We start from the raw sequence: 25,452 nt of genomic DNA, 5'->3' as shown, positions 1-25,452 counted from the left end.
GAACGCTATACCCAAACCGTGTCTCTTTATTTTAGATGAATTTGAAAAATGTCACCAGCGCTGCCGCCAAACACGATAAACCCGTTCTTCGGAAGTTTGGTCGTCTGCTCGCCAGTTGCGATGGAGAAATGCAATACTTCACCTTTGTCACTATATACCGCATACCCTCCTTGCGCAGGAGAATCCACTGTGATCGTCTTTTCAGCCGATTTTCCGCCAACAGCATACCAGCGCGCTTGGCCACTCGCCGGGATGGTTGCAATTCCTGATTTTCCGCCAAATATAGGCTTGATATTCTTTTCAGAGATGTATTCCAGTCCGTTCTGGGTGAGAATTTCAGCCCCTTGTTTCTTCATCAATTGCAAATCAAAAGCGTCTCGGCCGTTCATAATCGGGATTTCGGCCACATTAACGGCATGATTCTCGTCTGTAATTTTCGTCCCGTTCACATAACCGTGCTCTGTGCTGACGTTAAAGTTTTTAATCAGCTGCGATGGAACCAGATAGAAAATGGATGTGATTTTTTCGTCCAGTGCAAAATAATTCACGCCGTTCCGTGCAGACCACTTCTCCTGGGTAACCGCATCCAGCTTGTTATGTTCCAGCTTCTGATAATCATACGTGCTCATCCCCATCTGTCCAAGTCCCGGCAGGTTAAGATATCCTTGAACTTTCACATAGGTCTTGGCATTGCGTTCCTTCACAAAACTCACTTTCACGCTTCCGTCCTTGCTTGTGAAGTACCCGTCACCTGTATACACATAAGGTTGTTCAGCGATCAGTCCGCCCAGCATAGCTGGCAGTGTGAATACTCCATTCTGAATATCAATTTTTGTAACTGCACCAACGGTTCCATACAATCCGGAGTAATTTTTCATCTCAGCAGGCATCTTGGTCTGGACTGGTGCGGAGAAGGTGCGATCCGGTTTAATGCTGTCAATAATGCCCTGCTCCTTCAATACCTCCAGCAATACTTTAGCGGCAAACATCTGGTCAAAAACGGAAGATCCGCCTGAAGATAACACTGCCATGGATATGTCGTGCTCCGGGATTGCGATCAACGAGGCGTGATACATCATGGTATCTCCGCCTTTGGTCAGTGCCTTGATCCCATATTCGCTGAACGGAGCAAGCTCTACGGCATCCCAGCCGAGTCCATAGTTAAATGAATTGATCTCATCAGTCACCCATATACCTTTGCGATACTCTGGACGCTGCATAGCCTGGACGGAAGCTTCCGACAGGATATCCGGATGATTGCCCATCAGCACTTCGGCAAATGCAGCTAACTCCTCGGAAGTGGAATAAATGCCGCCAGTACCGATAATATTCGCATTTTCAACAGGCATCTTCGGTTTAAACGTTGGCCAATAGGTCTCAGCTAACCTGTCTCTATCAAAAGAATCCATTGGCGTCTTCGTTGAATTCAGCTGCAGCGGCTTGCTGATGAATTGTTCCACATATTTGCTGTAACTTTGTCCGCTCATGCGTTCCACCAAAATCTCCAGCAGTTGAAACCCATCGTTACAATAAACGGAGTATTCACCAGGCTCAGACTTAAGACGTTCAGCCTGGAGTTTGATCAGCAGTTCATCATGATTGCGTGTGTCGTTATCATCAAACAGCATGCTGTTTCCGTACTGCGAACCATACAAGCCGGATGAATGATTCATTAACATGCGCGGCGTGATTTGCTTATAGCGGGGATCTGCCATTTTGAAATCGGTAATATATGTGGTAAGCGGCTGATCCAGATCAACCTTACCCTTATCCACGAGCATCATCACTGCAGATGTCACCACCATTTTGCTTACGGAGCCTATGCCGTACATGGTGTCTTTATCCACGGCTTTCTGGCTTGCTTTGTCGTGGAATCCTGCACCGTCCGATATAACCACTTTTCCTTTGTCCATAACGGCATACTGCACACTCGTAACACCATAATTTTGAACCAGCATTTCAGCTAATTGTTTGGCTTTTCCTTCGATCGTCTGCTTCTCATTCGCCTGGGCTTTAACATCTGTTACAGGCATAATAACAAGCATGAGGGCACATAGAACGGTGATTATTCTTTTCATTCAGACTTCCTCCTTGTGATGGATATACATGAATGCATTCATCATATCCGGTAAAGGCGCTGCCTGCGGTAAAGAACCCTGAGTGGAAAAAAACAACCCCTGAACGACAGTTCAGACGTTGTCTGTATTGAATGGAAGAACAACCATGTTATTAAACGAGCCCTGTCCCTGCTCAATCGTCATATGTCCTCCATATTTGCTGCAGATCCTCGATATGTTGGTTAGACCAAAGCCATGAAATTCCGAATCCGACTTATCACTCCTCAAGCCCGGTGCGGGTTGTACTGCGTGATTCATAACCTGAATTACCAGAGCTGAAGCTGTAGAATGGATAGATATTAACATATAGCGATCTTCGGCAATTCGCACTTTCTTGGATGCTTCAACAGCATTGTCCAGGATGTTTCCAAGCACAACACACAGGTCGTATCGTTCAATGCCTACATGCTGGGAATGGAGCTGAATGCGCGTATCGACTCGAATTCCGTTTGCCTGTCCAACAGCCAGTGTATTGGTAACCAAAGCATCAATAACCAGATTACCACTATTCACGCGTTGGTAAGCATGCTCGATGGTGTTCAAGGTAACGTGCATATGCTCTGTTGCTGCTGCCAATTCATTACGCTGCACACATTCTTCAATATATAGAAACTGCTGATTGATATCGTGAATAATGCTTTTAATACTCTTGAAACTGTGTACGGTCTTCTCATAATTGGCATCCTGATAATCCATCTGCCGCTGCAGTTGTTCATTCTCGTGCGCAAGCTGGGCTTTCTCTACGATATTATCGAATACATAGACAATGAATACATTGAGAAAGAGCGAGCCCAACACTGAAAAAATGTAATAAATATTTTTCTCGCTGTAGATCGAAATGACATTAATCTGGTACACCGTAATCGCCGTTACGATTAGAAACAACAAATATGACCGATAATGCACCGCAAAGCTCATGCGTTTGGCAATCAGATGAACAATGGGAATAACAATAAACATGATACTGCATCCGAGCAGTAGAACTTTGGAGAACAGCCATATAGCTTCCGTGCCATAGACAGCCTCTTTCAGGTAATCAATGCCGTCAATCACGCTGAAAACATAAATTGAAATGATATTCACCGTGGTCAGCAGTGCTGCATACATCACCGTAAACATGATCTTCAATTTTAATTCTGCCCGGTAGGATTGCGCCAAAGTAAAGATAAAGATCAATGCTATTACAGTCGAAAAAACAGAAGGTAATCGCACAGCCAAATAAAAGAAATCCAGCAGCATAAACACAGTGAAATAGATCGTTCTGCGAGGTTTGCGCCGGGACTTCCCCAGTACAGAATCAAAATAATAATTCGCTTGAAAGGTCATGAGCAGCGTCAACAAAAGGACGGGCACCAGATGCAGGAAGTTCATCTTACTGCACCCTCATAATCATATATTTGGTGTACGTATCCTTAACTTCTTTGATTTTGGAACGACCTATGGGTAATGAGGTCCCATCCAGCATCGTGACTTGTGTACCCGTGAACTTGTGTACATGCATCAGATTGATCAGGACGGATCGGTGAATCTGCATAAAACCGTGCTCTTTCAGCGCTGCAGCGTAGGCCGATATAATACCTTTTGTTTCATAAGAGTTATCATGAGTGATCACCTTTAGCTTATTTTTAACCGTAAGGCTTTTGATGACCTCAATCCATAAAATATCTTCATATTTCAGCATCAAATCATCGTAATCCGATTTAATTACCATATACTTTTTATCCATAGCTTGAAAATACTGATGGAGCTTGATCAGCTTCTCTTCCAGGATGCTTGTCTGGATCGGCTTAATCAAATATTGAAACGTCATGACATCAAAACTTTGAACCATATACTCGGGATAACTAGTTAGAAACATGATCTGTACATCCAAGATCTTTAATTTTCTGATTTCATTGGCCGTCTGTATCCCATTTAACCCACCCATCTCTACATCCAGAATGATGAGGTGAAACGCCTCTCTCTGATCCTCATAGTGTGCCAAAAGTTGTTCTCCTGAACTGAACATGGTGATCTGAAACTCGATATTGGTTTTGAGCGAGAACGAAGTCAGCATATGCCTTACCAATTCTCGCTGCTGCTCGTCGTCATCACATATCGCTGCATGATACATCCCATCCCGCCTTTCCTGCGCGCAAGCCTTTATTTATTTTTCTAATATACTATCTTATCAAGTAAAGCTGTATAGAAATGGGTTGAAATGCTCTTACAGCGCCTTGAAATGCATCCAAATCTGTTATCCTATCCACTGGATGTTTTGAATGGACCCAACTTTCTGGAAATGTGAAGACCGATTGATGCTGATTCAAGCATCTCCTGTAATTCAAAAAAACGACTGACCAAGAATGGTCAGTCGTTTCATAAGTGTAGATTCTCTACAGCTATTCTATTAGTGCCGCTTTGATCAACGCATTTACTCTGGAGTTAAACAGCAGCCCAATATGCGTTACCAGATTAACAGAAATATTGTTTGCCCCGTCTAAACGGGACAAAACCGGTAAGACAATGGTATCACTTGTTGAATAGATCGAAGTAACTGTAACGCCGCTCGGCGCTCTGCTTGTTGTCAAGCGATTAGCCCCACCCAGCGTAATGAGCTTATCTACTTTGTCAGCGCCTCCACGGTTCAATATGTAATACAGGCTGTTCGCACCGCCCATACTGTGTGCGACGATATGGACTTTGGAATGACCCGTTTGGCGAAGTACATCATCCACAAAGCGACTGATCGCTGCGGAATTCAACAGTTGATTCCCTGCCTTGCTTGGAAGATCGATGGCGAACAACTCTTCCCTTGACCATCCCTCACCGCGCAGATATCTCTCAATGGCCAAAAAATTGCTGTCCGAACCTGTTAATCCATGAACAAATACGATTGGAGTGCGTGCCGTTGCAGCAGAAGCCTTCATATTCTGCCCAATGCCAGGTAAAGTAAAAGCAAGGATCATACTCATGAAAACCATCAGCAGCAGCCTAGACTTTCTCAAATCAAATCATCCTCCTGTAAAATGAGATATCCATATTCTACAAGGTATAATTTGGAAATAAAATGGAGCTTTAGTCTCATTTTCCCAGAAGAATCATTTGGAGTAATTATTATTATTGTGACAGTCTAAATCGATTCCGCCTTCTTTTCTTCATGCCTTCTGAAGGCTGCCTATCCCTCCACGATATCGCCATGCAGGTGAGAAGCTGCTTCCATCATCACTGGAACGATGGCCTCATTTGAAATCGCAGCGTATAACTCTCCCATATATAAACGAAACGGAAATTGCTGTCCTTCATGCTCCCACATAAAGAAATCTCCTTGAATGGTCATCGTACTCTCCGCTCTAACGATATGAAGTTCCGTGGAATACGTAAAATCTGGTCTGGATGTAAAATAAGCTTTGCATTCCTCTAATGAAATGCTCTGTTCGGGGTTATTCTCCTGCATGGATCTGGTAATTTTGAAGCGCTGATTCATTTTTCAAACCTCCAACATCGATTGTTTAGTACTCTTCATGCTGCGACAACATATTTTCTCATTCCATCCCCCTCATGTCAAAGGACTGAAACTCAACCTGCTCTCTGATGCAGTCTCTTAATTTTTTCTGTGCTAAGCGCTCGTCCATGCGAACCAGTGAATGTTGAATATAGTATCCTATCTGATCGCTTAGGAGGGATTTATATGACCAAGCTTCTTGATGCAAGGGTATCGCTGAATGCCGCTCTGTTCAATTCCATTGCTATCCCTATTCCAGTCATTAATACACCTCAATTATTTGCTCAGATCGGGTTAATCACTGCGGGTGCAGGCCCTAATCCGAGAGTGTCTTTGAAAGGCACAATTACGGTGCAGCTTCCACTGGCTCTTTTCCAAGTCAGAATTACGATTGTAAGAGGTACACTCCCGACTGATCCACTCGTTTATTCCGCCAACCATACTTATGGTCTGGGCGGATTGCTTGTACCGGAAGTCATCATGTTTTCTGCCAATGATTATAATCCGCCTGTAACTCCGCAGATAACCTATACTGCATTTATCACCACCAATCTGCTGGGTACCGTCCGGGTCGGTCCTGAAAGTTTCGACGGATTTATCGTTTCGGATTAAACAAATGCGTACACGGCCTAATCCCCATACCTGTGACCCGTACTTTGAACAAGAACAGGTATGGGGTTAGTTCGTTAGTAGGGATGATGTTAATTCCCGAAATAAACATCCAGCTTGCCCGTCGGTGGCGTGGTTGCCATCCATACCGCAGCCAGATTATCCGGAGCATATGTAGCGGCTGTAATGTAATCGCCAATGAGAACGGTCGGCACTGGAGATATACCGTTAGGATTGAAGGACGTCGTTGTTAGACGCCGGTTGCTGAAGCTCGCCCCTCCATCAAAGGACTCTGCAGCGAATACATCCAACAGAAACCCGTCAATTCGATTGCTGTAATAGATTACCCGAATCGTTCCCGCGAATGGAGAAACGGTGATGGCCGGAAAAAAGTTCTGCGTACCTGGCGGTGCTGCCGTAATGCTTATCGGATCAGACCACAGAAGCCCATCGGGAGATTCACACAGAAGTACGTCGGTATACCCAGCGCGAGCGTCATTCCACACCGCATACAAAGTTCCGCTGTTTGGACCAATGGATATATCGGCAGCCAAACTCAGATTGGTCTGCACTCGGAAATTATAATTAGGCACAGGCAGAGGTGATGGCGAAGGCACAACGGAGCTAATAAAGGTGGACTGTCGTTCGATCGGCGGCTGATAATTGATTCCTCCATCGTAAGATATACGCAGTAATGCTGAAGGGCTGGCTGGTCCTGTAATGATATAACCCGCATAGACCTCGCCAGAGAAACCAACCGCCAAGGCTGCGCGATCATGGATACCTCGGGGATTCGATTGTCGATCGGGGGGTTCCCACGTGATTCCTTGATCTACAGATCTTTGAGTGAAAATAGCAGAAGAAGTTGTAGCAAGCGGGGTATAGCCTACATACGCATGACCCCGATATGGACTGCCAGGGGAGCGGTCTACAGCAATGAAAGGTTCATCATTATGCACGATGGTTCCAAACCCCAGCTGCACAATGACCGGAGGCTGAAACGTAGCCCCATCATCGAAGGAAGTATAGCTCACAATCGTTCCGTCATTGATTCCGTTAAATGCATGGACTGTAACGATAAATGTACTTGGAAACGTATAGTCGATGGTAGGAGCTTCCGCTCCTGAATAGCCTGCGGGTTGAGGAAGAACAGTAGTTGACCAGCTATTCCCCCCGTCGATAGAACGATAAAAACCTGTTAATGTTGGTCCGGTGCTTGTATCCACAGCAACAACACACATGATATTCGGATTTAAAATATTGACTGCGATAGAAGGTTCGAATTGATTGCCACCCAAAGCACCGGTAATATTCACAACGACCAAACGACTTCACCTCTATTCTTTTATGGAATGTTTGTGAAACGGTCTATTAATGTCATCTCTGATTGAAGAACTCGCTGTATAATCTGGCCTGTAGAATCCACGCCATAAACATGAATCACGGTACTGGTCGCACTGAAATAATCACTCTGCACCTCGAAAAATGCAGCATTAACCAGTGGATAGATGAGCGTTCTCGTGGCTTGCGGTAAAATCTCAAATAAATCATGACCTATTGGAACTCGAGTCAATTGGGTTGTATCCCACCTGAAAACCTCCAACTCTACACTGACAGGAGCATTGAGCGAATCGTTAATGCAGGTGACAATAAGCTGCGTAGATTGTGTCGGACCCGAAGTCGGGTTGTAAATAAAACCGGTGGAGTTCGGCAAAAAGACACACTCCTTTCGCACAATATACTCCACTATATTTAAGATTAAGCTTGTGTTATGCCTACTCTCTGCTTTCTCGTATTGGAACAATATGAAAATTTTGTTATGATAGATTTGCTTTATTTTGAATGATAGATTACTAGATTTCTGGAGGTAACTTACGATGTTCATACAGCGTACTGGAAAAATCGCGGCAGCGGCCGTCATGGCATTGTCCATGATGAGCAGCATGCCTGCAGCCCAAACAAGCAGTCTATATGCAGCGCCTGCCATCTCCGTGCAGTTGGATCATGTTCCCCTAAAGTTTGATGCAGAACCGCGAATCGATCAGGGCGTCACCTATGTTCCCTTCCGTACCGTCGGAGAAGCACTTGGCATTGATATCAGCTGGAACAGCAAGACACAGACCGTAACCGCAGTTCATACGTCCATGGGAAAAACAACGAAAGTAACGCTTCAGGTGGGGAGTACAACAGCGACTGTCAATGGTGCCAAAGTAAAGCTTGCTGCGGCTCCGGTACAGCGGGAAGGACGTGTGCTCATTCCTCTCAGTTCGTTCAGCAGCCAGTTTGGTGTACGCACCGGATGGGATCAAAACTCCAAGACAGTCTCCATGGTGTCACCACAACGGGAGATGCATCTCCGTGCATTCTATGCGGTAAAAGCCTATCACGAGATTGATCTGCTGCCCTCGATGAATTCCGTTGCTTTTGGCTGGAGCCGGATTGATCGGGACGGTCGATTCACGCTTGAAGGAAAAGAATACCAGGTTCCAGCTGCCGCTGGTGAAGTAACGCCCAAATCCATCGTGGCTGACGCGGCCAGTCAGCACATCCAGCCCAGTCTGATGGTGTATGCTCTGGATGGCAATGGCGAATTAACCAAAGTGCTTAGTGACGGCAGTTTACGACAACAATCCATAGAGGGGATTAAAGCGGCCGTTCAGGATTACGGTTTTGGCGGTGTGGTGCTTGACTTTGAAGGACTCGGTTTCAAACTGGATGCGGCACAGCAGCAGCAGCAGCTGAATCAGTATGTGAGACAGCTTCGGGAATCACTGCCTCAACAGATTCAAATCTCACTAGCGGTTCCTCCGCTCAACAGCGCATACAAAGGATATGATTACAAAACACTTTCTTCCATAGCGGACGATCTTATTATTATGGCCTACCAGTATAATCCGGCAGGAACGAAAGCGCAGAATGCCGAACCAAACAGCTTGGTTGATCAGGCTGTTCAGCTTGCGCTGCAGACAGGTGCACCCAAAGAGAAATTACTGCTTGGCATCAGCATAAATAGTGAGACCCCTGCATCAGTCGGGGACAAGCTCGGACTTGCTAAACGATACGATCTGAAGGGAGCAGCCTTCTGGCGGCTGGGTCTGTTCCGTACGTACACCAACGAAATGGAGTCCGCTGTACGTGCATCGGTAGTGAAGGAATAAGAGGCAGGTTCATCTCTGTTCGCTTTTTCTGAGTCTTGAATATGTATGCGGCAGGTGAATATGTATTCGGCCAATAGACATGTAATGAACATGTGTAGATGAAAATCAAGCACGTGCCCTTAACCATATGGGGTACGTGCTTGTTTGGTCCTGCCAGGATTTATATCATCCTCTTCATCTGTCTATTGTCTAATGTAACGTTACGATATCTACTGTAACTCCTCGTATTTTCTTACGTTTTCTTCACGATTTGTATTTCTACTCCTTGGTCTTCTTTCCCCTGCTGCCCTGATTCTCGCTACTTCATGACTTTATCGACACTGCCAAACAGAAGCTTGATCAGCTCACTTGGTCCTGGCAAACTGGGATCAATCAGCAGTAAGATGCCGATGACTGCACTTGCTGCGGTAATTCCGGCCAAGATGATCCGAGTTTTCTTCTCTCTGTACTGCTTCCATTCTACATATATGATCGCTGCAGCAAGCATCAGAATCCCCAGCATAGACGCTATTTTCACGACTTATGACCTTCCTTCTATTCATCATTCCATCTCTGTTCTCCCCAGACTATAAAATGGAATTTGCATCCTGACCTTTCACTTCATCCGGTGATGGGTTACTTCCCCTGCTCATCCGGGATTCCTTGAGGTCCCGCCGACTTGCCTGTACGCACAACCTGCGCATGAACCTGAACGTCCACGTCCAGTTCCGAATACAGCTGCTCCCAATTTTTTTCTTGTGCCTTCCACTGTTTCGGATAGTATCTGCGAAACTCCACGCCAAACTTAAACAAGTCTGTACGCATCTCTTGTTGGGACAGGTGAAGTGCTGATTTTGCCATATGCAGCAGCTGTGCTGCCCAGGCCTCCTCCAGCTTTTTCATCACAACCGGGTCGGTGAGATCTAGGTCTGTTGTATTTAACATGACCTCCCCCCGAGTCTGTACATCCACCTTCATTCTCCAATGTCCTCCCGAAATATTCGGCTTCAGATTCGTCTTCACCTCAAGCGGCTGAATGGAGAATGAACCTTTTTCCGGCTCCACATCGACAGGCATAATAATGTTATTCAGCTCGTTGGCGAGCATCAAAATACCCACAGTTAACGGTTCCTGCACACTACGAATGTAAGTATCGCCTTTATAGAGACTCAACCCTTTCACATAAGGTGTCGTGGTCAATTGGTCCTGACCTTCATCCGGCGGAAGTGTCAGCATGCGGGACAGAATCACCGACTGGTTAGGCCCTTCAATAGATTGCGCGAGTTCCAGGACGGTAGTCCGTGTTCCGAGCTTCATATTGGCCATCTCACGCAAAGACTCGGCAGAGCTTCTTTCCAATGGATCAAGCAGGTCAAGAATGTTTTTGGCAGGCTCAGGCGTGGAGAAAATGTAGGCATGTTCCCTGATCTGAGGATATCGGAGGAAAAAATCGATATATTCACGTATGCCTTTTTTTCCGGCATCTTCACTTATTACAATCACTTCACAGTGTCCCCAGAACATGTTCCGCGGAACTTTGCGCTGCAAACGATTAAGAGCCTCTGCGATGGTACGCCCTTCTGCTGATCGTGTCAGTGTTACTCCGCTCGGGCTGCCTCCACTGCCAGCGCTGTCGCCTCCTCCTGCCTTACGAGGAACAAATATTTGCGATGTCAGTTCGACTTGATCATTGTGGTAGTCCACTCCGGTAGCCAGCACGATGGCGAGATCATTAATCTCGATTCGATCCCAGCATCCACTGAGCAGTATGCAGCATAAGAAACTCAGGAGTAATGTTCTGCATCCTGAAGTCCTTTTTGTTTTCATGGAATCAGGCATCCGCACGTTTTTTCCGCACATAAGCCCACCCCTTCTTCGCCCACGCAATGCCATAGGTTAACCCTGGGAGAATGAGCAAAATGGTAATCGTATAAAAGTTAGCCGAAGGACTCACAAGGCTGGATAACCCCGACCCGCCCGAGGCTACCCAGAACGAAAAGACCATGCATAGAAAGGAAAGCGGACTAACCAGAGGTTTGTAGTCGTTCAAGCCGCACCATTCTGCTGTAGAAGTCACAAATATATAGAAAAACACTGAAATCTTCACAAAAATCCCGAAGATCCACACGGCAATGATAATGGCTTCAATATGCTGTAAAAAGTCCGCGATTGTTATATACCTTGCCGCAATCATGACCGGAAATACAAACGTGTCTGTCAAATCTCCGATTAAAAACAAACAAACGACGTTAATCACGGTCATGACAATCGTAGTCGTAAACAAGGAACCCAGCATCACACGTGCGGTACGCCTCTTCCGATTCACATAAGGCAGCAGAAATGCAATCACGATATATTCACTGAACCACGCCGCAGGCGCGAGTGCTCCTTTGACGGCAGGCATCGGGCCATCTTCCATAAAAGGAAACAGCTCGGGCGGATGCAGATCCCCAATAAGCAGCACAAAGACGAGACCCAGCATAACCATCACTAGTGTCACAAAAATCTGAGCGGTTCTTCCGACGACTTCAATGCCAAGTCTGACATTAATCGCACACACCAGCATCATCGTACCCATGATTATGAACATCGGTGTACGAGGCAGCGCGTTGTTCGCAATAAATTCTCCATATTCTCGAATAACCAGCCCGGTGAGATGAGGCATGAAAAAAATATAGACAAGTCCCAATATTTTGCCCGGTATACGGCCAGTAACGAGGACACTGGATTGGATGAGTGATTTCCCCGGGTACATACGCCCCAGTCCAAGTGATATACCAATCGTCGCAAGTCCAATCACCGATCCAATAATTGGAGATAACCACATGTCATGACCGGCATAATGCATCGTAATTCCAGGTACAGACAGGATCGCAGTGGCAATGACGGCCGGGAAGATCATGAACGCCAGCTGTGTCTCGGATATTCGTCCTTGGTCAGTTAACATGAATTGCGACTCCCCTTTCCCGGATCATGAATGCATTGACTTCTTAACGCGGCTTATTCCAAGGTGCTGGACGCCACCATAAATCTTTGAGACCTTTGGCATTGGTTGGTGCAGCTGGAGACAGATATGGCGCCCCGAAGGAGCGAAGACTGCTTAGATGAATGACGATCAGGATGACGCCAAGCATGACCCCGATCAACCCCAACGTTCCAGCCAGAATCATAATGGGAAAACGGAGCAGGCGCGTTGCAATGCTGGCGGAGTAACGCGGAATCATAAAAGACGCGATCCCTGTAATCGCAACGATAATAATCATCGGCGCAGAGACGATGCCGGCAGTCGTAGCAGCTTGTCCTATGATCAGCGCACCGACGATGCTGACAGCGGAACCCACCTGCTTGGGCAGGCGAACACCGGCTTCCCGAAGTGCTTCAAACGCAATCTCCATAATCAGTGCTTCGACGAGTGCAGGAAAAGGAATTTCCTCTCTTGCTCTGGCTATGCTCAGAAGCAGCACCGTAGGAATCATCTCCTGGTGATACGTTGTGATAGCGACATAGGCAGACGGCAGGAGCAGGGACAGCACATAGAACACGTATCGCAGCCAGCGCAGAAATACGCTCATAAACACATATTGATAATAATCCTCTGGAGACTGCAGCATTGAAACCAGCGTTACAGGTGCCACCAGCGTGAATGGTGTACCATCGACCAGTATGGCAAATCGTCCTTCCATCAGATTGGAAGCCACAACGTCTGGGCGTTCTGTCGCAATCATCTGTGGAAAAGGAGAGAAACGCTGATCAATGATATCCTCCTCAATGTATTGACTTTCCAGAATGTCACGAACTCTTAGCCGATCGAGCCGCTGTTCAACTTCTTTCAGCAGTGAAGCATCCGTGATACCTTCCATATAAGCAAGTACAATACTGGTATTCGAGCTTTCACCAACGGTGCGTGTACGAAACTTCAGCGCTGGTGTTTTGAGACGTTTGCGGACTAAAGAAAGATTAGTTGCGAGCGACTCGGTGAAGCCGTCTCTTGCGCCGCGCACAGTGGATTCTGCCAAAGGTTCTTCCGTTGAACGGTTGGCGGCTTTGTAGAGCGGATACGCTGTCGCAACATTAGATCCTTCTAGGAACAGAAGGGCTTCGCCTTCAAGTATGGCTTCTGCCGCCTGTTTGGACGTTTCCACCGTTTTCACAGAAGATAAGGGAACTTGAGCCGCTTCGATCCCAATCTCCTGAACAGGCGTTAATACCTGGCGTTCGAGCCGTTCTGTGTCACATAAACCAAGACAGTATATACAAAGAGCCGAAGTGAAGCCCGCTGTCTCAAAGGAATGAAACACTACATCAGAGCAGTCGGTAAATACGGCACGCAGCGTCGCTTCATCCGTGACCAGGCTGCCTGTCAACGGCAGATCTTGATGTTCTCCAGCTGAGTCCTGACCGGATTGCTTCGGGTCTTCTTTCTTTTTTGAATCCTGTTTTGTACTTTTTTTCACATCTTGATCTTTCTGATCTTGTTTTGTGTCTTGTTTTGTGTCCTGTTCAGTATCCTGTTTCGCAATTGACTCCGCTGCATGTTCTGTACTCTGCTTCGATTCCTGCTTCTCCGCTGCGCTTGAATCGGCGTTCTCATTGCTCTCTTTCACGGGCTTCGCCTCCCCTCTTCCGCGGTGTCCAAGTATTCTCAGTAAAAGATATCATTTGCTTGCTTCACCTGAAATATGCAGCAGAAACGACAAAAAGAGCCGCTTTGCGAGCGGCTCTGCTCAAGCGGCATATATGCGTCAAACTATCCTTTGACTGCCCCCAAAGCGACACTTCCGATGATCTGTTTGGAAAACACAGCGAACACAACAATAATCGGCAAAATCGAAATAGCGACTCCTAAATAAAGCAGTCCGTAGTCCATGCCGTAATAACCCTGAACTAGAGCGACCAGCACGGGAAGCGGATATTTATCCAGGGAGAAGAACAGCACGAGCGGTGTCAGGAAGTTATTCCATGATCCGATGAAAGTAAAGATCCCTAGTGCAGAGATGGCTGGCCCAAGAATCGGCAGTACAATCTGATTAAACGTCCTGAACTCATTTGCACCGTCCACGCGGGACGATTCAATAATCTCATCCGGGATACTGCTCTCCATAAATTGTTTGATAAAAAAGACGTTAAAGGCATTGGCCGCTGCAGGTAAAATAATTGCCGCATAACTGTCAAGCAGACCAAGTGTACTGAACAGCCGATAAACCCCGATCAATGCAAGCTGGCCCGGAACCATCATGGTCGCAAGCAGAAACAGAAAGAGTCCGGTGCGGCCTTTAAAATTAAACTTGGCAAAGCCATAGGCCGTTAAAGCCCCAATATAAAGTGAGAGCACTGTAGAGCTTCCGGCGATAAAGAAACTGTTGGCGAAACCTCGCCAGATATTGATTTTGGAAGCCATATTCACGTAATTGTCCACCAGAAACGTTCCTGGAAGAAACGTAAAGCTGGATGCAATCGACGCATTGTTATGTGTGGAATAGATCAGCATCAGGTAGAACGGAATGACACACAAGACAGCGAGGGCGATCAGAAACAGATAAATGAGGATTTTCCCCAATGTCAGCCGCTGGCGGAGCGCATGATGTTGGAGCACGGCATCTCGCTGAACGGCAGCCTTAGCAGTTTGCATACAATCTCTCCCTCCCTATGAACGGCTCTTCCGTTTGGTCATGATGAAGGATGCCACGGATAACAAAATAATGATGATGAACAGGCAGAACGCAATCGCTGCTCCGTAACCAAAACGTGTACTCTGGAACGCCACATTATACAGGTACATAATGCTGGTCATTGCCGCACGGTCCGGACCGCCATTACCATTGGTCAATGTAAACGGCTGGTCGAAAATCTGAATGCCGCCAATGATGGACGTAATGATCTGGAACAAAATAATAGGTTTAAGCATCGGTACGATAATGTGCAGGAAGATATGTTTTTTCTTGGCGCCATCAATCTGGGCGGCTTCCTGCAGTGCGGGATCAATTCCCTGCAGACCGGCCAGATATATAACCATCGAGTAACCAAAGTACTGAAAGAACAGGATAGATGAGACGATCAGCCTCATAAACCAAGGGTCGTTTTTCCAGTTGATTGGATCTTGAATCAAACCTACCTGCATGAGGAAATGGTTCAGTCCCCCCGACTGCCAATCAAATATCAGACTAACCAGCAAACCGAGCGAAGCTGCTGTGACGATATTCGGGAAAAAGTAAACCGCCCGGAATATATCCCGCCCTTTTAACAATTTGTCGTTCAGAATAAAAGCCAGCACAAGGGATACGGTCAGCTGGGGTACAACTGACACGCCCCAGATAAAGAGTGTATTAAACAGTGTTTTGTAGAACAGCGGGTCCTGCAGCACGGCGACGTAGTTACCGATCCCCACAAACTCCGGCGTCGTAATCCCGTCAAAATTCGTGAAGCTGATATACAGCGAGTACAGGATGGGATACAGTCCAAAGATGGCGAACACGATAAAAAAAGGAGCGATAAAGTAGTAGCCGTAATGGTCCTTGCGAATCGTTTTGGCAAACATGCGCTGTCCTCCATTCATCAATATGACCTAAAGTAAACCACGAGGGTTACACAAGCACTCCGATGACAGAACAACCTTTCAATCGCTGTTATCCCCGGATTTCTCTGATTCCCTTTTTAAAAGGGAGAATCCGGTGATAAAGGCGCAGCGTATGCTTTCGATGCAGCTTTCTTTCAGAAAACGTTTAGCTCCGCTTTTCTAGGTTTTTTCTGTCCTCTTCGTTTTTGGTGTAAACGCTTAGTTAACTTCGTAGATTGTTGAGCAATAAACTTACTCCTGCTCAACATCTAGTTCGGGGAATCTTAGGCGCACATCACGTTTGATGCGTTTCACTACATCCTCTTTTGTTTCGATATCACCGTTTAGATACAGCTGCAGCAGATTTCGGTAGATATCCGTGTTGATAATGCCGTCATATTTGGTGCGTTCGTACACGGGAACCTGCTTCGCGGCCTCCGAGAAAAATTCAAAATGCTTCTGTCCGCCTAGATAGGCCGAAGTGAGCGAATCTGCAAGCTGATCATTCACCACCATGTTGCTCGTAAAATAATCCTGATCTTTGGCCAGGCCCGTTAGAAACTCATGATTAAAGTTATAAAATTCAATGAACTTCCAGGCTGCATCTTTCCGGTCACTTTGATTATACATCGCAATGTAAGTTCCCCCTGAACTGAAGGATGAAGGTCCGTGGGCCAAGCCCCATAATCCCTCGGTATCAGGTGCATTCGCTTTGAATGTAAACTGCAGTCCCCAAGTTGCAGCCGGGTAAAACATCACTTCACCTTTTTGCATCGATGCTGCATAACCCGCACTTCCGTCCTCGTATTCAGCCAGCACACGCCGCTGCCTTGCCTCACGCACCAGATCAAGCACCTTCATATAAGTAGGATCAATAACCAGCTTCCCGTCCTTCACCCAGGGAATGCCATCGTACGAGTTGGCGATTCCATTCCAGTTCGCCAGAGCATGCACCTTGTTACCGCTTTGCTCCTGCACCTTCTCTCCTATTGCGAAAATTTTCTCCCATGTATCAATCTGGGCACTCACTTTCTCCGGATCGTCTGTGCCCAGATATTCCTTCGCCAGATCGCGGCGATAATAGATACCGCCCGGCGTACCTTGATAACCGATTGCCCTGACGTTCCCCTCGCTATCCTTCTCATTGGCCTGTACAAACGGATACTGCTCCTTAATTAACTCGTCGGCGTTATACGGCGGAGGTGACAGATTTTCCAGATAGGGCACATCAATCATTTCCCTGATATTTGCGTTCTCGATCATGAACACATCGGGTGCTTTCGAACGGGTCTGAAGTGCTGATTTGAGCTTGGTGAGGTAGAAGTTACCCGGAATATTAACGAAATTCACCTTGATATCCGGATACTTCTCTTCGAATTTCTCAATGGCGTAGCCTGCCTCATCCGTGAAACTCCAGACTGTAATTTCCTGCTGTTTGGACCCATTGGACGTTCCTGTCTGGCAACCTGTCAACAGCATGACTGAGCTTGCAAGCACCATCATTGGTACAGCACATCGCTTAAACCATTTCTTCATAAGTACCCTCCCCAAAAAGGAAACGCTTACAATTTATTTGAGTATATGAATTTGAGCGATCGCTTTCTCCACAAATATTGTCAATCATCCTTGATATTTTGCGATATTGGAACGATGACGTTTGCGAAATTCAGACGGCGTGCAGTTGTTATACTTCTTAAAAAGACGATTATAAGAGTTCACATTGTTGAATCCGTGACTGATGGCAATCTCCAGAATGGAGTCCTGACGAAACAGCAGCGCCCACTCGGACTTGATAATGCGAAAGTGATTCAGGTATTCCATCAGCGTGATGCCTTTGACCTCTTTAAAGAGCTTGCAGATATGGAATTTGCTGAATTTCATATGCTCTGCGACCTGCTCCAGCTTGATCGGCTCGGCATAGTGTTCTTCCAGATATTCGCAGACCGATTCAAGAAATTCGAACTTTTTGGAAGATACGCAGGGCCAGCAGGGTGACATTTTCTCGGATCGTGGTGGTGCGGTGCGCAGCAGCAGAACGATCAGATCATATAACCGGGATACCATCAACCAGCGGTAACCGGGTTTCTGATTTTTTTTCTCAGCAGCAATAGCCTCAATGTAAGGACCGGGATTGTAATCACTGCTGGACGGAATGATTGTTGTTTGATTAAAAAGTGCGCCCAGTTCCTGCATCTCTGCTTCATTCGTGAAGCTTCCGGTAAGCAATTCGAGCCGAAACAGCAGAATCGTCAAACGTTCGGTCCCCGGCATAAAATAATGAACATCCCCTGGCTTGATCAGAATGATATCCCCCTGATTCAGATCAAAAATCTGATCGTTGATACCAATCCGTGCCTGCTTTCCATTCACAACAACAAGTTCTACCTCGTCATGCCAATGTGCGGCATAATTGAATTGTGCACCTGTATAAATCAACCGAATGGGAAACCCGTCGGCCATGTGACCTGTTTCCAGAAAAGTAGGTACGCCCATATCATTCGCCTCCTCTTTTTTCCACACACATCTGCCTCTTGTTTCTATATCTTATGCCTGAATGGACTCACCCTTTTCTCATATTCTAACTAAAATTGGACCAAACATCCAAATAACCGACTCTCTTCAATTAGGGATATCTGAGGCGGACGTGTTAATATAAGCTGTGGACATTCAATGAATCGGAGTGGGATGATATGAAATTCAGCGATTTTGAAGTAGGACAGCGTTATGAAACGAAGTCAGTCATTTTAACGAAGGATGATATCATTCGTTTTGCCGAAATGTATGATCCGCAATATATGCATCTGGACGAGGAAAAAGCCAAGCAGGGGCGTTTCGGAAGCCTGATCGCATCAGGAATGCAGACATTGAACGTCTCATTCAAACTGTGGATCGATGTTGGCGTGTACGGGGACCATATCATCGCTGGAACAGGCATGAACCAGCTTCAATTTCTCAAACCTGTGTATCCGGAGGATGAGCTGCATGTGATAGCCGAGGTTATTGAACTACGGCCCAGACGAGTAGGCAACGGTACGGTAACCGTGCTGCTGAGCACCTACAATCAGAAGGGACAGAATGTATTTCGGGCAGAGCTGAGTGCACTGGTGGGTAATTAAGCCTATAAGTAAAGAAGATAATTAAAGAAGTTTACATGAGGAAACAACGAAAAAGGCCGCCCGAGGGCGGCTTTCGCTAACTTAGATATGAACTATATGATAAAAGCCTTTTAGGAAAACGAAGTCCGTAACACTTGTCCGAGAACCTCTACACCTTTGACAATCTGCTCGTCGGACGGAGTCGAGAAATTCAGCCTAATCGCGTTACATGGGTCCTGCTCATTCACAAGGAACGCATTGCCTGGTACCACAGCTACACCCTGCGCAGCTGCCGTTTTGGCATAATCCATCATCGGTACATGAGCGGGAAGATCACACCACAGAAATAATCCGCCATCCGGCCGGGTATAGGTTACAGCATCGCCCAGATGTTCCTGCAGCTTGTCCATCATCAGTGTGGCCTTTCGGAGGTAAACCTCGCGAATATGGTTAATATGACCTTCATAATCATACTGTGTCATAAACCGATGGGCCAAAATCTGTGGAAGCATTGCCGTATGCACGTCTTCCCCCTGCTTCGCAACAACCATCTTCTCTACCACTTCATGCGGAGCCTGTACAAAGCCAACGCGCAGACCGGCTGACAAAATTTTGGAGAAAGAACCAACATAGATGACCAAGCCTTCCTCGTCCATGGATTTAATCGTTGGCACGTCCTCGCCATTAAATCGAAGCTCCCCGTACGGATTGTCCTCCAAAATCATAACATTATACTTCTTAGCAAGTGTATAGATCGCTTTGCGTTTCTCCAGACTGGTAGTTACACCTGTCGGATTTTGGAAACTAGGAATCACATAGATCATCTTTACATTCTGTTCCGTCTGCAGCGTATGTTCTAACTTATCAATGTCCATGCCATCCATCTCCATCGGCACACCAGCCAGCTTCGCACCGGAAGCACGGAATGAATTCAGGGAACCGATAAAGCTTGGACTCTCGCAAATAATCGTGTCTCCTTCGTTGCACAGCACTTTACATGCAAGCTCAATCCCCTGTTGTGCACCAGACACAATAAAGAGCTGGTCGGATGGCCTGCCTGTGTTGAAATTTTGCTCCAGATGCTGCTGAAGTGCTTCACGCAGCGGAACATAACCTTCCGTAATCCCGTACTGCAGCGCCGTAACCGGGTCCTGTTCCAGGATCGCTTGTGTGAATGTGCGAATAGCTTCAATCGGGAACGTTTCCGGCGCGGGATTACCCGCAGCGAACGGAATGACATTTTGACCTGAGGAAGCCTTCAGAATTTCGCGGATAATGGACGGCTGCAGTGATGCAATCCGGTTGGAAAAGGTATAATTCATCTCTAATACATCCTCTCGGCATCTGATCTCACATCTATCTTTAATCATACAGTAGACTCTATTATACGGACATTTCTTTATTTGCCAAAGAGTCCTGTGAAAATTTGCATTCCGAATGTTATAAACATTCTGTCATACCGGCCCTGAAATCACAAAAAAGCTGCCGTTGGCAGCCTTTTTCTTATCTTATTTCATCTCCGACAGTCTCGTAGCTTTCACCACATATGCCGCCAACCCGGGAAACATTCGAACCAGAGCCGGATAAAAGCGATTTGTTTTGGCAAAAGCGAGATTCTGAATCGTTCTGGCTCTTCGAAGCAGCTGCGCGAACTCGCGATTGGCTTCCAGCGTATACTCGCTCTGCCACGCGGCATAGTCAATCTCGTCTTTCAAGTAAGCACCGCTCCACCGGGCGCACAGGATTGAAGATCGAAGGGCAATAGACATTCCGTCTCCGCACAGAGGCGGGATCATCATCATCGCATCGCCAATATGCGGATAGTCCGACCAGGGTTCGGGGATATTGGACAGCTGCAGCGGAGCAGCAGATACCTGAGTTCCCTCAACAGGCTCACCTGATGCCAGAATGGCTGCAAGACCCGTATTTGTCGCAGCTGCCGCCTTCAAAATCTCCGGTACGGATTTCCCGCTTCCCTGTACCGAATCCAGTGTCAACAATGCCGCCACGTTAACCGTATCCTTTTCAATCGGAGAGATTCCGACGTAGCCGCCATGACAAAAGTACAATTCTACTCTCGCTGGTACGCTGATCCCCTTGTAATGAGATTTGACACCGACATAGATCGTCTCATCTCGAAGCCCTTCTGCACTGCTGGTTCCTCGCAGTTTTTTGGTGCCGTGGGCCGCAATGAGCACCTTGGCCTGATAACGCATCTCCTCATTTTCCCGCTTAATCTCGACATCATAACGATGGTTATCAAGCTGCTGGATGTTCGTTATATTCACCTTGGTCATGATTTCGGCACCGGCAGTCTGCGCCTGCCGATGGAGCAGTTGATCCAGTTCGTATCGACTTATACCGTACGCCGATCCAGGTAGAGGTGCTTCAATCTCCCCCCCGTCCGACATCGTAATTCTGGCATGATCCATGGTGCTTGGTTCCACCTCATGATCAAGCAGATGAATACCCAGATGCTCCAGCATCTCCCTTGTTTCGGGTGACATGAACTCCCCGCATGTTTTGTGCCGCGGAAACTGCTGACGATCCAGCAGCAGCGTTCGATAGCCCTGCCGAGCCAGCTCAATTGCACAGGCGCTTCCTGCAATTCCTGCTCCAATGATGATGACATCCATTGATATTGTCACCTTACTGCACCTCCCATCTGTGGAATTACCACAGAGTAGCGGAATAACGGTTTCCATTCATATGTCATGGTGTCATGATTGAGCTGCCGTTTGAGTTCCTGCCAATCTTGATCCGTAAATCCCTTGGCAACCGACAGCGGCCCATCATGACGAATATAGCGGTTGCGTGAAATTAATCTTGTTGTAATCCACACTGCCTTATAAGACACCGTATGACGATGAATATCATTAATTACGACGCCGTATCGGGAAACTCGAAGCATATGAGTAACCATATCCACAAGCTGCTCGCCTTCAAAATGGTGAATGAACTGTGAGCCCGTCACAATATCCGCAGACGCATCGGGCAGTGAAGTGAGATCCGCTCGCACCACCTGTACACGCGGCTCGTTCCGAAACAGCTGTCTGGCCTCTTCGCAAGCTTCTTCGGTCAGATCTACCAGTGTAATCTGCATCTCAATCCCCTGCTTCGCCGCCCACTGCAGCAGTTTCTGATTTACATCTCCAGATCCGGCGCCGACATCCAAAAGTGAAAGCACAGACGGTCTGCCGATGGAATGCCATAATTTCGCTACACCTGATACGGTAGGACCCGGCGCAGCAAATATTTTGTTCAGCCGCCGCAGATGCCGCAGCGCTTCACGCAATTCCTCCCCGCCCATCGAGAAGTCATCCATCAGCTCATCTTCCTTCGCTCGGCTGCCCAGCGTTCTAAAGAAGGACATGATCCTGATCCTCCGTTACTGGTGTTAAAGCCGGAACATACGTGAATTTCATAAGTTCGGCAGTAAGTCCGGGACCAAAGGCCATCGCTACACCTGATGCGGATGATTCTTCACGTTTTTTCATATCCTGCCGTATCGCCTGAAGCACGAACAGAATGGTATTGGAAGACAAATTACCGTAATCTCTCAAAATATCCCGGCTGTACTTGGTCTGTTCCTGTTTCAGATTCATCACTTCCTGAACAGAGTCTACAATTCCTCTGCCGCCCGGGTGTATCGCCCACAGTTCGGGGAACGGATCACCCTGCAGCAGAAGTCGTAATTCTTCCTCCAAATGTACACCAAGCAGCTTCGGAATTCGGGGAGACAGATACAGATCATAACCGTAATCGGCTACTTCCCAAGTCATATCCTCCGTCGAATCCGGCAGGAGCACGGAATATCCGGTTCCCAGACTCAAGTAGTCTCTATGCTTCGCTTCAGGGGTACCTACTATGGATGCGGATGCCGCATCCCCAAAGAAAGATGCGGCAAACAACGCCTCCCGATCCTGAACCGGCTGGAAATGGAGTGTACATAATTCAACGCAGACGATTAAGACCTGAGATCCCGGAGCACCCTGAACGACATCCCGCGCCATCTGGATTGCTTTCAGTCCTGCTGCACAGCCTTGAAAAATCAGCGGCAGTCGGTTCACTCGTGCAGGTAATCCTAAATGACGAATCAGCTGCACATCCAGTCCCGGCAAGTATTGTCCGGTACAGCTGACGGTAATCATATGTGTGATCCCTTCCGGCGATATTCCCGCATCCTGTATCGCCTGCTCCGCAGCCTTGACCGCCAGCGGAAATGCTTCCCGCTGATATGTATCCATCCGTTCACGGGTTGTCGGAATATTCGTATGTTCAGCGGAGGGCAGATAACGGCATTCCTCCAGTGTACCAAGGTAACTCGGCTCTACCGTGTAACGTGTCTCTACGCCGCAGGATCTGAAAATACGCTTGGCAAAGCGGGCCAAGTCCGGGCGGTCCTGCAGTGAAGCAGCTATAAGCTCTGCGATATCAGGCTGATTGACTGCATGTGCAGGCAGCGCTGTTCCCATGCCAAGAATGGCGATATCACTCGAAAGGTTGTTTGAATTCATATGAACCTCCTGATTTTTGGTTAGGATTTCCTCTAATTAACACCTCTTACCCTTTATGAAAAGGTTGTAATCCTCAAAATGATATTGGTCCATATAAAAAATTCACGTCCTGTTTCTTGATAACGAGCTCTCTCACTGGATTGTATATTTTATTATATTTTATTAAGACGGCTGCGTACTCAGAAGCCCCGTTTGAGGAACTTTTTATAACTTCATAGAAAAAAACACCTTAGGAGATGAATCATTCCGCTGCATGCTGGCGGCTTTCATCCTCCGAAGGTGTTTCATTATATCTTCTATATTTCTGCTGATTGAGCGTACTAAAAATCGATGCTGACCTGATTAATGCTAACTCGATGATGTGAAAACGGTCTGCTAGCGGCTTTCACATGATCGTTCCATGTCAGATACCTGCACGACTAAAAGCGTCCTTCAGCTTGTCGCTCATCAGATACCATGCGTCCTCAGCGATCTGAATATCGCCCTGATGTGTAAAACCGTGTGCTGCACCTTCGTACTCTTTGTGGGTTACCTTCACCCCGCTCGCCTCCAGCTTCGCAGCATATGTACGTGCTTCTTGAGCAAGCGAATCCCTGCCTGCAGTTATAATCAAGGCTTCTGGCAGTCCCGAGAAAGTCTCAGCAAGGATTGGCGAAGCTAGCGGATTCCGGGCATCCTCCGGTTGGTTCAGATACATCGCGTTAAATGTTCTGGCAACCTCTGCTGGAATCGCTTCTGGAAAATCAGGTTTCTCCGCCGGGTCTGAAGCCAGATCGAGCACGGCGTAATCAATAATTTGAAGCCGGATTGGAAGCTGATCTCCACGATCCCGGTTAAGCAAACATACCGCTGCAGCCAGATTTCCTCCCGCACTGTGGCCCCCAACTGCAAACAGATCAGCATTTGCGGAGAACTGACCTGCATGGGTGTGAACCCATTTCACCACGTCATAACACTCATGGACTGCCGTCGGGAATTTGTGCTCAGGAGCCAGCTTATAATCAATATTCACAACCAGACATCCTGCGCGATCTGCAATCAAACGGCACCACGAGTCGTCCCCGTCAGCTTGTCCCAGTACGAATCCGCCCCCATGCATGTTAAAAAAAACAGGCAGCGCTGAAGCTTGTTCCTGCTTCCGGTTAGGCTGATAAATCAGTATCCGCGTCTCTCCAGCGGAGGTAGTGATGTACTGCTCGTTAACGGTCACATCATATGTACTGCTTGGTTGAAGGGATTGATTTCCCCCTGAACTGTGCTGTCGCATTTGTTGAACCATGGCGATCTGCTGCTGTTGGTCCATTCCGAATCACTCCTTTGTCGTTGTTTCCACATGGTAGAAAGCAGCGCTGCTCCATATGCTGCAGGTCTCCCTTATCTTTATTCGCTCAGCGTCTCCTGAATCCTCTTCGGCAGCTTCTGTACGACAAGGTTGTAGGAATGGTCAATCATCGCATAGATATCCTCGCTTGACAGCGTATCGTCCAGCATCACGGTATTCCAGTGCTTTTTGTTCATATGGTAACCCGGCTTAACCGCCTCATGCTGTTCTCTCAGATTTTCGGCTATCACCGGATCACACTTCAGATTCAAGCGGCTGTTCTCTCCATTTCCTTCAAACAGAAGAGCAAACATCTTGTCTGCTACCTTGATGACCGTCGTTTCTGGTCCGAACGGATATTCTTTAACGGCACCTTTTTTGGCAAGGCAGTAGTTCATCATCGTTTCTACCAACTTCTCTCCCCCTTTCAGCCTTTCTCCTCTATCCTCTATATTATCGAATGTATGTTTGTATGTAAATGCAGTTCATTACATAGCAAAAAAACCTTCCCCAAAGATTGGGGAAGGCAGGTTTTTGAAGTACCCATCTGCTTCGCTATATTCATATTACAGCTCTATTGGTCTCTGTAGTTATTGTGATTTTATTAAAATGTATTGAA

General features: G+C 47.0%; 24 protein-coding genes. 3 read left to right on the top strand and 21 right to left on the bottom strand.

The features are described from left to right. Positions 1 to 26: 26 nt before the first annotated feature. From MKY97_RS13645 to MKY97_RS13625, 5 genes are all read right to left on the bottom strand, one after another. On the bottom strand, positions 27 to 2,078 hold the full coding sequence (locus tag MKY97_RS13645; RefSeq protein WP_342555942.1) for a serine hydrolase domain-containing protein: 2,052 nt from the start codon (positions 2,076 to 2,078) through the stop codon (positions 27 to 29). A 111-nt stretch (positions 2,079 to 2,189) separates the two neighbouring features. After that, positions 2,190 to 3,488, bottom strand: a complete 1,299-nt coding sequence (locus MKY97_RS13640; protein ID WP_342555941.1) for a GHKL domain-containing protein — start codon at positions 3,486 to 3,488, stop codon at positions 2,190 to 2,192. 1 nt (position 3,489) lies between these two features. Continuing rightward, entirely contained in the window at positions 3,490 to 4,230 is a 741-nt protein-coding gene (locus tag MKY97_RS13635; protein WP_342555940.1) for a LytTR family DNA-binding domain-containing protein, read from the bottom strand. A gap of 268 nt (positions 4,231 to 4,498) precedes the next feature. Further along, entirely contained in the window at positions 4,499 to 5,104 is a 606-nt protein-coding gene (locus MKY97_RS13630) for an alpha/beta fold hydrolase (protein WP_342555939.1), read from the bottom strand. 170 nt (positions 5,105 to 5,274) lie between these two features. Continuing rightward, entirely contained in the window at positions 5,275 to 5,583 is a 309-nt protein-coding gene (locus MKY97_RS13625; RefSeq protein WP_342555938.1) for a hypothetical protein, read from the bottom strand. A gap of 204 nt (positions 5,584 to 5,787) precedes the next feature. Here MKY97_RS13625 and MKY97_RS13620 point away from each other — a divergent pair, with 204 nt between their 5' ends. Further along, positions 5,788 to 6,213 carry a hypothetical protein gene (locus MKY97_RS13620; RefSeq protein ID WP_342555937.1) on the top strand — a complete coding sequence of 142 codons (426 nt, stop codon included), beginning with the start codon at positions 5,788 to 5,790 and terminating at the stop codon, positions 6,211 to 6,213. 89 nt (positions 6,214 to 6,302) lie between these two features. Here the strand turns inward: MKY97_RS13620 and MKY97_RS13615 are convergent, their stop codons facing one another. Both MKY97_RS13615 and MKY97_RS13610 read right to left on the bottom strand, forming a co-directional pair. Then, a complete protein-coding gene (locus MKY97_RS13615; RefSeq protein WP_342556324.1) occupies positions 6,303 to 7,526 on the bottom strand; it encodes a sialidase family protein in 1,224 nt (407 codons plus the stop codon). Between the two features lie 29 nt (positions 7,527 to 7,555). After that, complete coding sequence (locus MKY97_RS13610) at positions 7,556 to 7,924, bottom strand: hypothetical protein (RefSeq protein WP_342555936.1); 369 nt, start codon at positions 7,922 to 7,924, stop codon at positions 7,556 to 7,558. Positions 7,925 to 8,087: 163 nt separating this feature from the next. Here MKY97_RS13610 and MKY97_RS13605 point away from each other — a divergent pair, with 163 nt between their 5' ends. After that, on the top strand, positions 8,088 to 9,368 hold the full coding sequence (locus MKY97_RS13605) for a stalk domain-containing protein (protein WP_342555935.1): 1,281 nt from the start codon (positions 8,088 to 8,090) through the stop codon (positions 9,366 to 9,368). A gap of 298 nt (positions 9,369 to 9,666) precedes the next feature. Here MKY97_RS13605 and MKY97_RS13600 read toward each other — a convergent pair whose 3' ends face one another. From MKY97_RS13600 to MKY97_RS13565, 8 genes are all read right to left on the bottom strand, one after another. Continuing rightward, the gene (locus MKY97_RS13600) at positions 9,667 to 9,885 is read right to left on the bottom strand and encodes a hypothetical protein (RefSeq protein ID WP_342555934.1); all 219 of its coding nucleotides are present in this window, start codon (positions 9,883 to 9,885) and stop codon (positions 9,667 to 9,669) included. A gap of 98 nt (positions 9,886 to 9,983) precedes the next feature. Next, positions 9,984 to 11,174 (bottom strand): Ger(x)C family spore germination protein, encoded by a 1,191-nt coding sequence (locus MKY97_RS13595; RefSeq protein WP_342555933.1) that lies wholly within the window; start codon positions 11,172 to 11,174, stop codon positions 9,984 to 9,986. Between the two features lie 4 nt (positions 11,175 to 11,178). After that, positions 11,179 to 12,294 (bottom strand): endospore germination permease, encoded by a 1,116-nt coding sequence (locus MKY97_RS13590; protein ID WP_342555932.1) that lies wholly within the window; start codon positions 12,292 to 12,294, stop codon positions 11,179 to 11,181. Between the two features lie 43 nt (positions 12,295 to 12,337). Beyond that, complete coding sequence (locus tag MKY97_RS13585; protein ID WP_342555931.1) at positions 12,338 to 13,951, bottom strand: spore germination protein; 1,614 nt, start codon at positions 13,949 to 13,951, stop codon at positions 12,338 to 12,340. A gap of 143 nt (positions 13,952 to 14,094) precedes the next feature. Then, positions 14,095 to 14,976 (bottom strand): carbohydrate ABC transporter permease, encoded by an 882-nt coding sequence (locus MKY97_RS13580; protein WP_342555930.1) that lies wholly within the window; start codon positions 14,974 to 14,976, stop codon positions 14,095 to 14,097. A 15-nt stretch (positions 14,977 to 14,991) separates the two neighbouring features. Beyond that, positions 14,992 to 15,882 carry a sugar ABC transporter permease gene (locus tag MKY97_RS13575; protein ID WP_342555929.1) on the bottom strand — a complete coding sequence of 297 codons (891 nt, stop codon included), beginning with the start codon at positions 15,880 to 15,882 and terminating at the stop codon, positions 14,992 to 14,994. A 270-nt stretch (positions 15,883 to 16,152) separates the two neighbouring features. Continuing rightward, complete coding sequence (locus tag MKY97_RS13570; protein WP_342555928.1) at positions 16,153 to 17,436, bottom strand: extracellular solute-binding protein; 1,284 nt, start codon at positions 17,434 to 17,436, stop codon at positions 16,153 to 16,155. Between the two features lie 84 nt (positions 17,437 to 17,520). Further along, positions 17,521 to 18,393: an AraC family transcriptional regulator gene (locus MKY97_RS13565; RefSeq protein WP_342555927.1), complete on the bottom strand. Its 873-nt coding sequence runs from the start codon at positions 18,391 to 18,393 to the stop codon at positions 17,521 to 17,523. Positions 18,394 to 18,590: 197 nt separating this feature from the next. On the opposite strand from MKY97_RS13565, the gene MKY97_RS13560 reads away from it, so the two are divergent. Beyond that, entirely contained in the window at positions 18,591 to 19,016 is a 426-nt protein-coding gene (locus MKY97_RS13560) for a MaoC family dehydratase (RefSeq protein WP_342555926.1), read from the top strand. A gap of 110 nt (positions 19,017 to 19,126) precedes the next feature. On the opposite strand, the gene MKY97_RS13555 is transcribed toward MKY97_RS13560, so the two are convergent. From MKY97_RS13555 to MKY97_RS13530, 6 genes are all read right to left on the bottom strand, one after another. Then, entirely contained in the window at positions 19,127 to 20,317 is a 1,191-nt protein-coding gene (locus MKY97_RS13555) for a PLP-dependent aminotransferase family protein (RefSeq protein WP_342555925.1), read from the bottom strand. 186 nt (positions 20,318 to 20,503) lie between these two features. Next, positions 20,504 to 21,643, bottom strand: a complete 1,140-nt coding sequence (locus MKY97_RS13550; RefSeq protein ID WP_342555924.1) for an NAD(P)/FAD-dependent oxidoreductase — start codon at positions 21,641 to 21,643, stop codon at positions 20,504 to 20,506. Next, positions 21,640 to 22,368 (bottom strand): SAM-dependent methyltransferase, encoded by a 729-nt coding sequence (locus MKY97_RS13545; RefSeq protein WP_342555923.1) that lies wholly within the window; start codon positions 22,366 to 22,368, stop codon positions 21,640 to 21,642. Before MKY97_RS13545 ends, MKY97_RS13550 begins: the two co-directional genes overlap by 4 nt. Continuing rightward, complete coding sequence (locus MKY97_RS13540) at positions 22,355 to 23,512, bottom strand: type III polyketide synthase (RefSeq protein WP_342555922.1); 1,158 nt, start codon at positions 23,510 to 23,512, stop codon at positions 22,355 to 22,357. The genes MKY97_RS13545 and MKY97_RS13540 overlap by 14 nt, the downstream gene beginning before the upstream one ends. A 403-nt stretch (positions 23,513 to 23,915) precedes the next feature. Next, a complete protein-coding gene (locus MKY97_RS13535; protein ID WP_342555921.1) occupies positions 23,916 to 24,815 on the bottom strand; it encodes an alpha/beta hydrolase in 900 nt (299 codons plus the stop codon). 77 nt (positions 24,816 to 24,892) lie between these two features. Next, complete coding sequence (locus MKY97_RS13530) at positions 24,893 to 25,246, bottom strand: MmcQ/YjbR family DNA-binding protein (protein ID WP_342555920.1); 354 nt, start codon at positions 25,244 to 25,246, stop codon at positions 24,893 to 24,895. Between the last annotated feature and the right edge of the window lie 206 nt (positions 25,247 to 25,452).

Source organism: Paenibacillus sp. FSL R7-0652, assembly GCF_038595045.1.
Taxonomy (GTDB): domain Bacteria; phylum Bacillota; class Bacilli; order Paenibacillales; family Paenibacillaceae; genus Paenibacillus.
This window is presented reverse-complemented; position numbering and strand designations above follow the sequence as displayed.

Coding starts and splice junctions, on each gene's coding strand:
- MKY97_RS13645 (WP_342555942.1), bottom strand. CDS start 2,078: ATGAAAAGAATAATCACCGTTCTATGTGCCCTCATGCTTGTTATTATG.
- MKY97_RS13640 (WP_342555941.1), bottom strand. CDS start 3,488: ATGAACTTCCTGCATCTGGTGCCCGTCCTTTTGTTGACGCTGCTCATG.
- MKY97_RS13635 (WP_342555940.1), bottom strand. CDS start 4,230: ATGTATCATGCAGCGATATGTGATGACGACGAGCAGCAGCGAGAATTG.
- MKY97_RS13625 (WP_342555938.1), bottom strand. CDS start 5,583: ATGAATCAGCGCTTCAAAATTACCAGATCCATGCAGGAGAATAACCCC.
- MKY97_RS13620 (WP_342555937.1), top strand. CDS start 5,788: ATGACCAAGCTTCTTGATGCAAGGGTATCGCTGAATGCCGCTCTGTTC.
- MKY97_RS13605 (WP_342555935.1), top strand. CDS start 8,088: ATGTTCATACAGCGTACTGGAAAAATCGCGGCAGCGGCCGTCATGGCA.
- MKY97_RS13595 (WP_342555933.1), bottom strand. CDS start 11,174: ATGAAAACAAAAAGGACTTCAGGATGCAGAACATTACTCCTGAGTTTC.
- MKY97_RS13590 (WP_342555932.1), bottom strand. CDS start 12,294: ATGTTAACTGACCAAGGACGAATATCCGAGACACAGCTGGCGTTCATG.
- MKY97_RS13580 (WP_342555930.1), bottom strand. CDS start 14,976: ATGCAAACTGCTAAGGCTGCCGTTCAGCGAGATGCCGTGCTCCAACAT.
- MKY97_RS13575 (WP_342555929.1), bottom strand. CDS start 15,882: ATGTTTGCCAAAACGATTCGCAAGGACCATTACGGCTACTACTTTATC.
- MKY97_RS13570 (WP_342555928.1), bottom strand. CDS start 17,436: ATGAAGAAATGGTTTAAGCGATGTGCTGTACCAATGATGGTGCTTGCA.
- MKY97_RS13565 (WP_342555927.1), bottom strand. CDS start 18,393: ATGGGCGTACCTACTTTTCTGGAAACAGGTCACATGGCCGACGGGTTT.
- MKY97_RS13560 (WP_342555926.1), top strand. CDS start 18,591: ATGAAATTCAGCGATTTTGAAGTAGGACAGCGTTATGAAACGAAGTCA.
- MKY97_RS13555 (WP_342555925.1), bottom strand. CDS start 20,317: ATGAATTATACCTTTTCCAACCGGATTGCATCACTGCAGCCGTCCATT.
- MKY97_RS13545 (WP_342555923.1), bottom strand. CDS start 22,368: ATGTCCTTCTTTAGAACGCTGGGCAGCCGAGCGAAGGAAGATGAGCTG.
- MKY97_RS13540 (WP_342555922.1), bottom strand. CDS start 23,512: ATGAATTCAAACAACCTTTCGAGTGATATCGCCATTCTTGGCATGGGA.
- MKY97_RS13535 (WP_342555921.1), bottom strand. CDS start 24,815: ATGGACCAACAGCAGCAGATCGCCATGGTTCAACAAATGCGACAGCAC.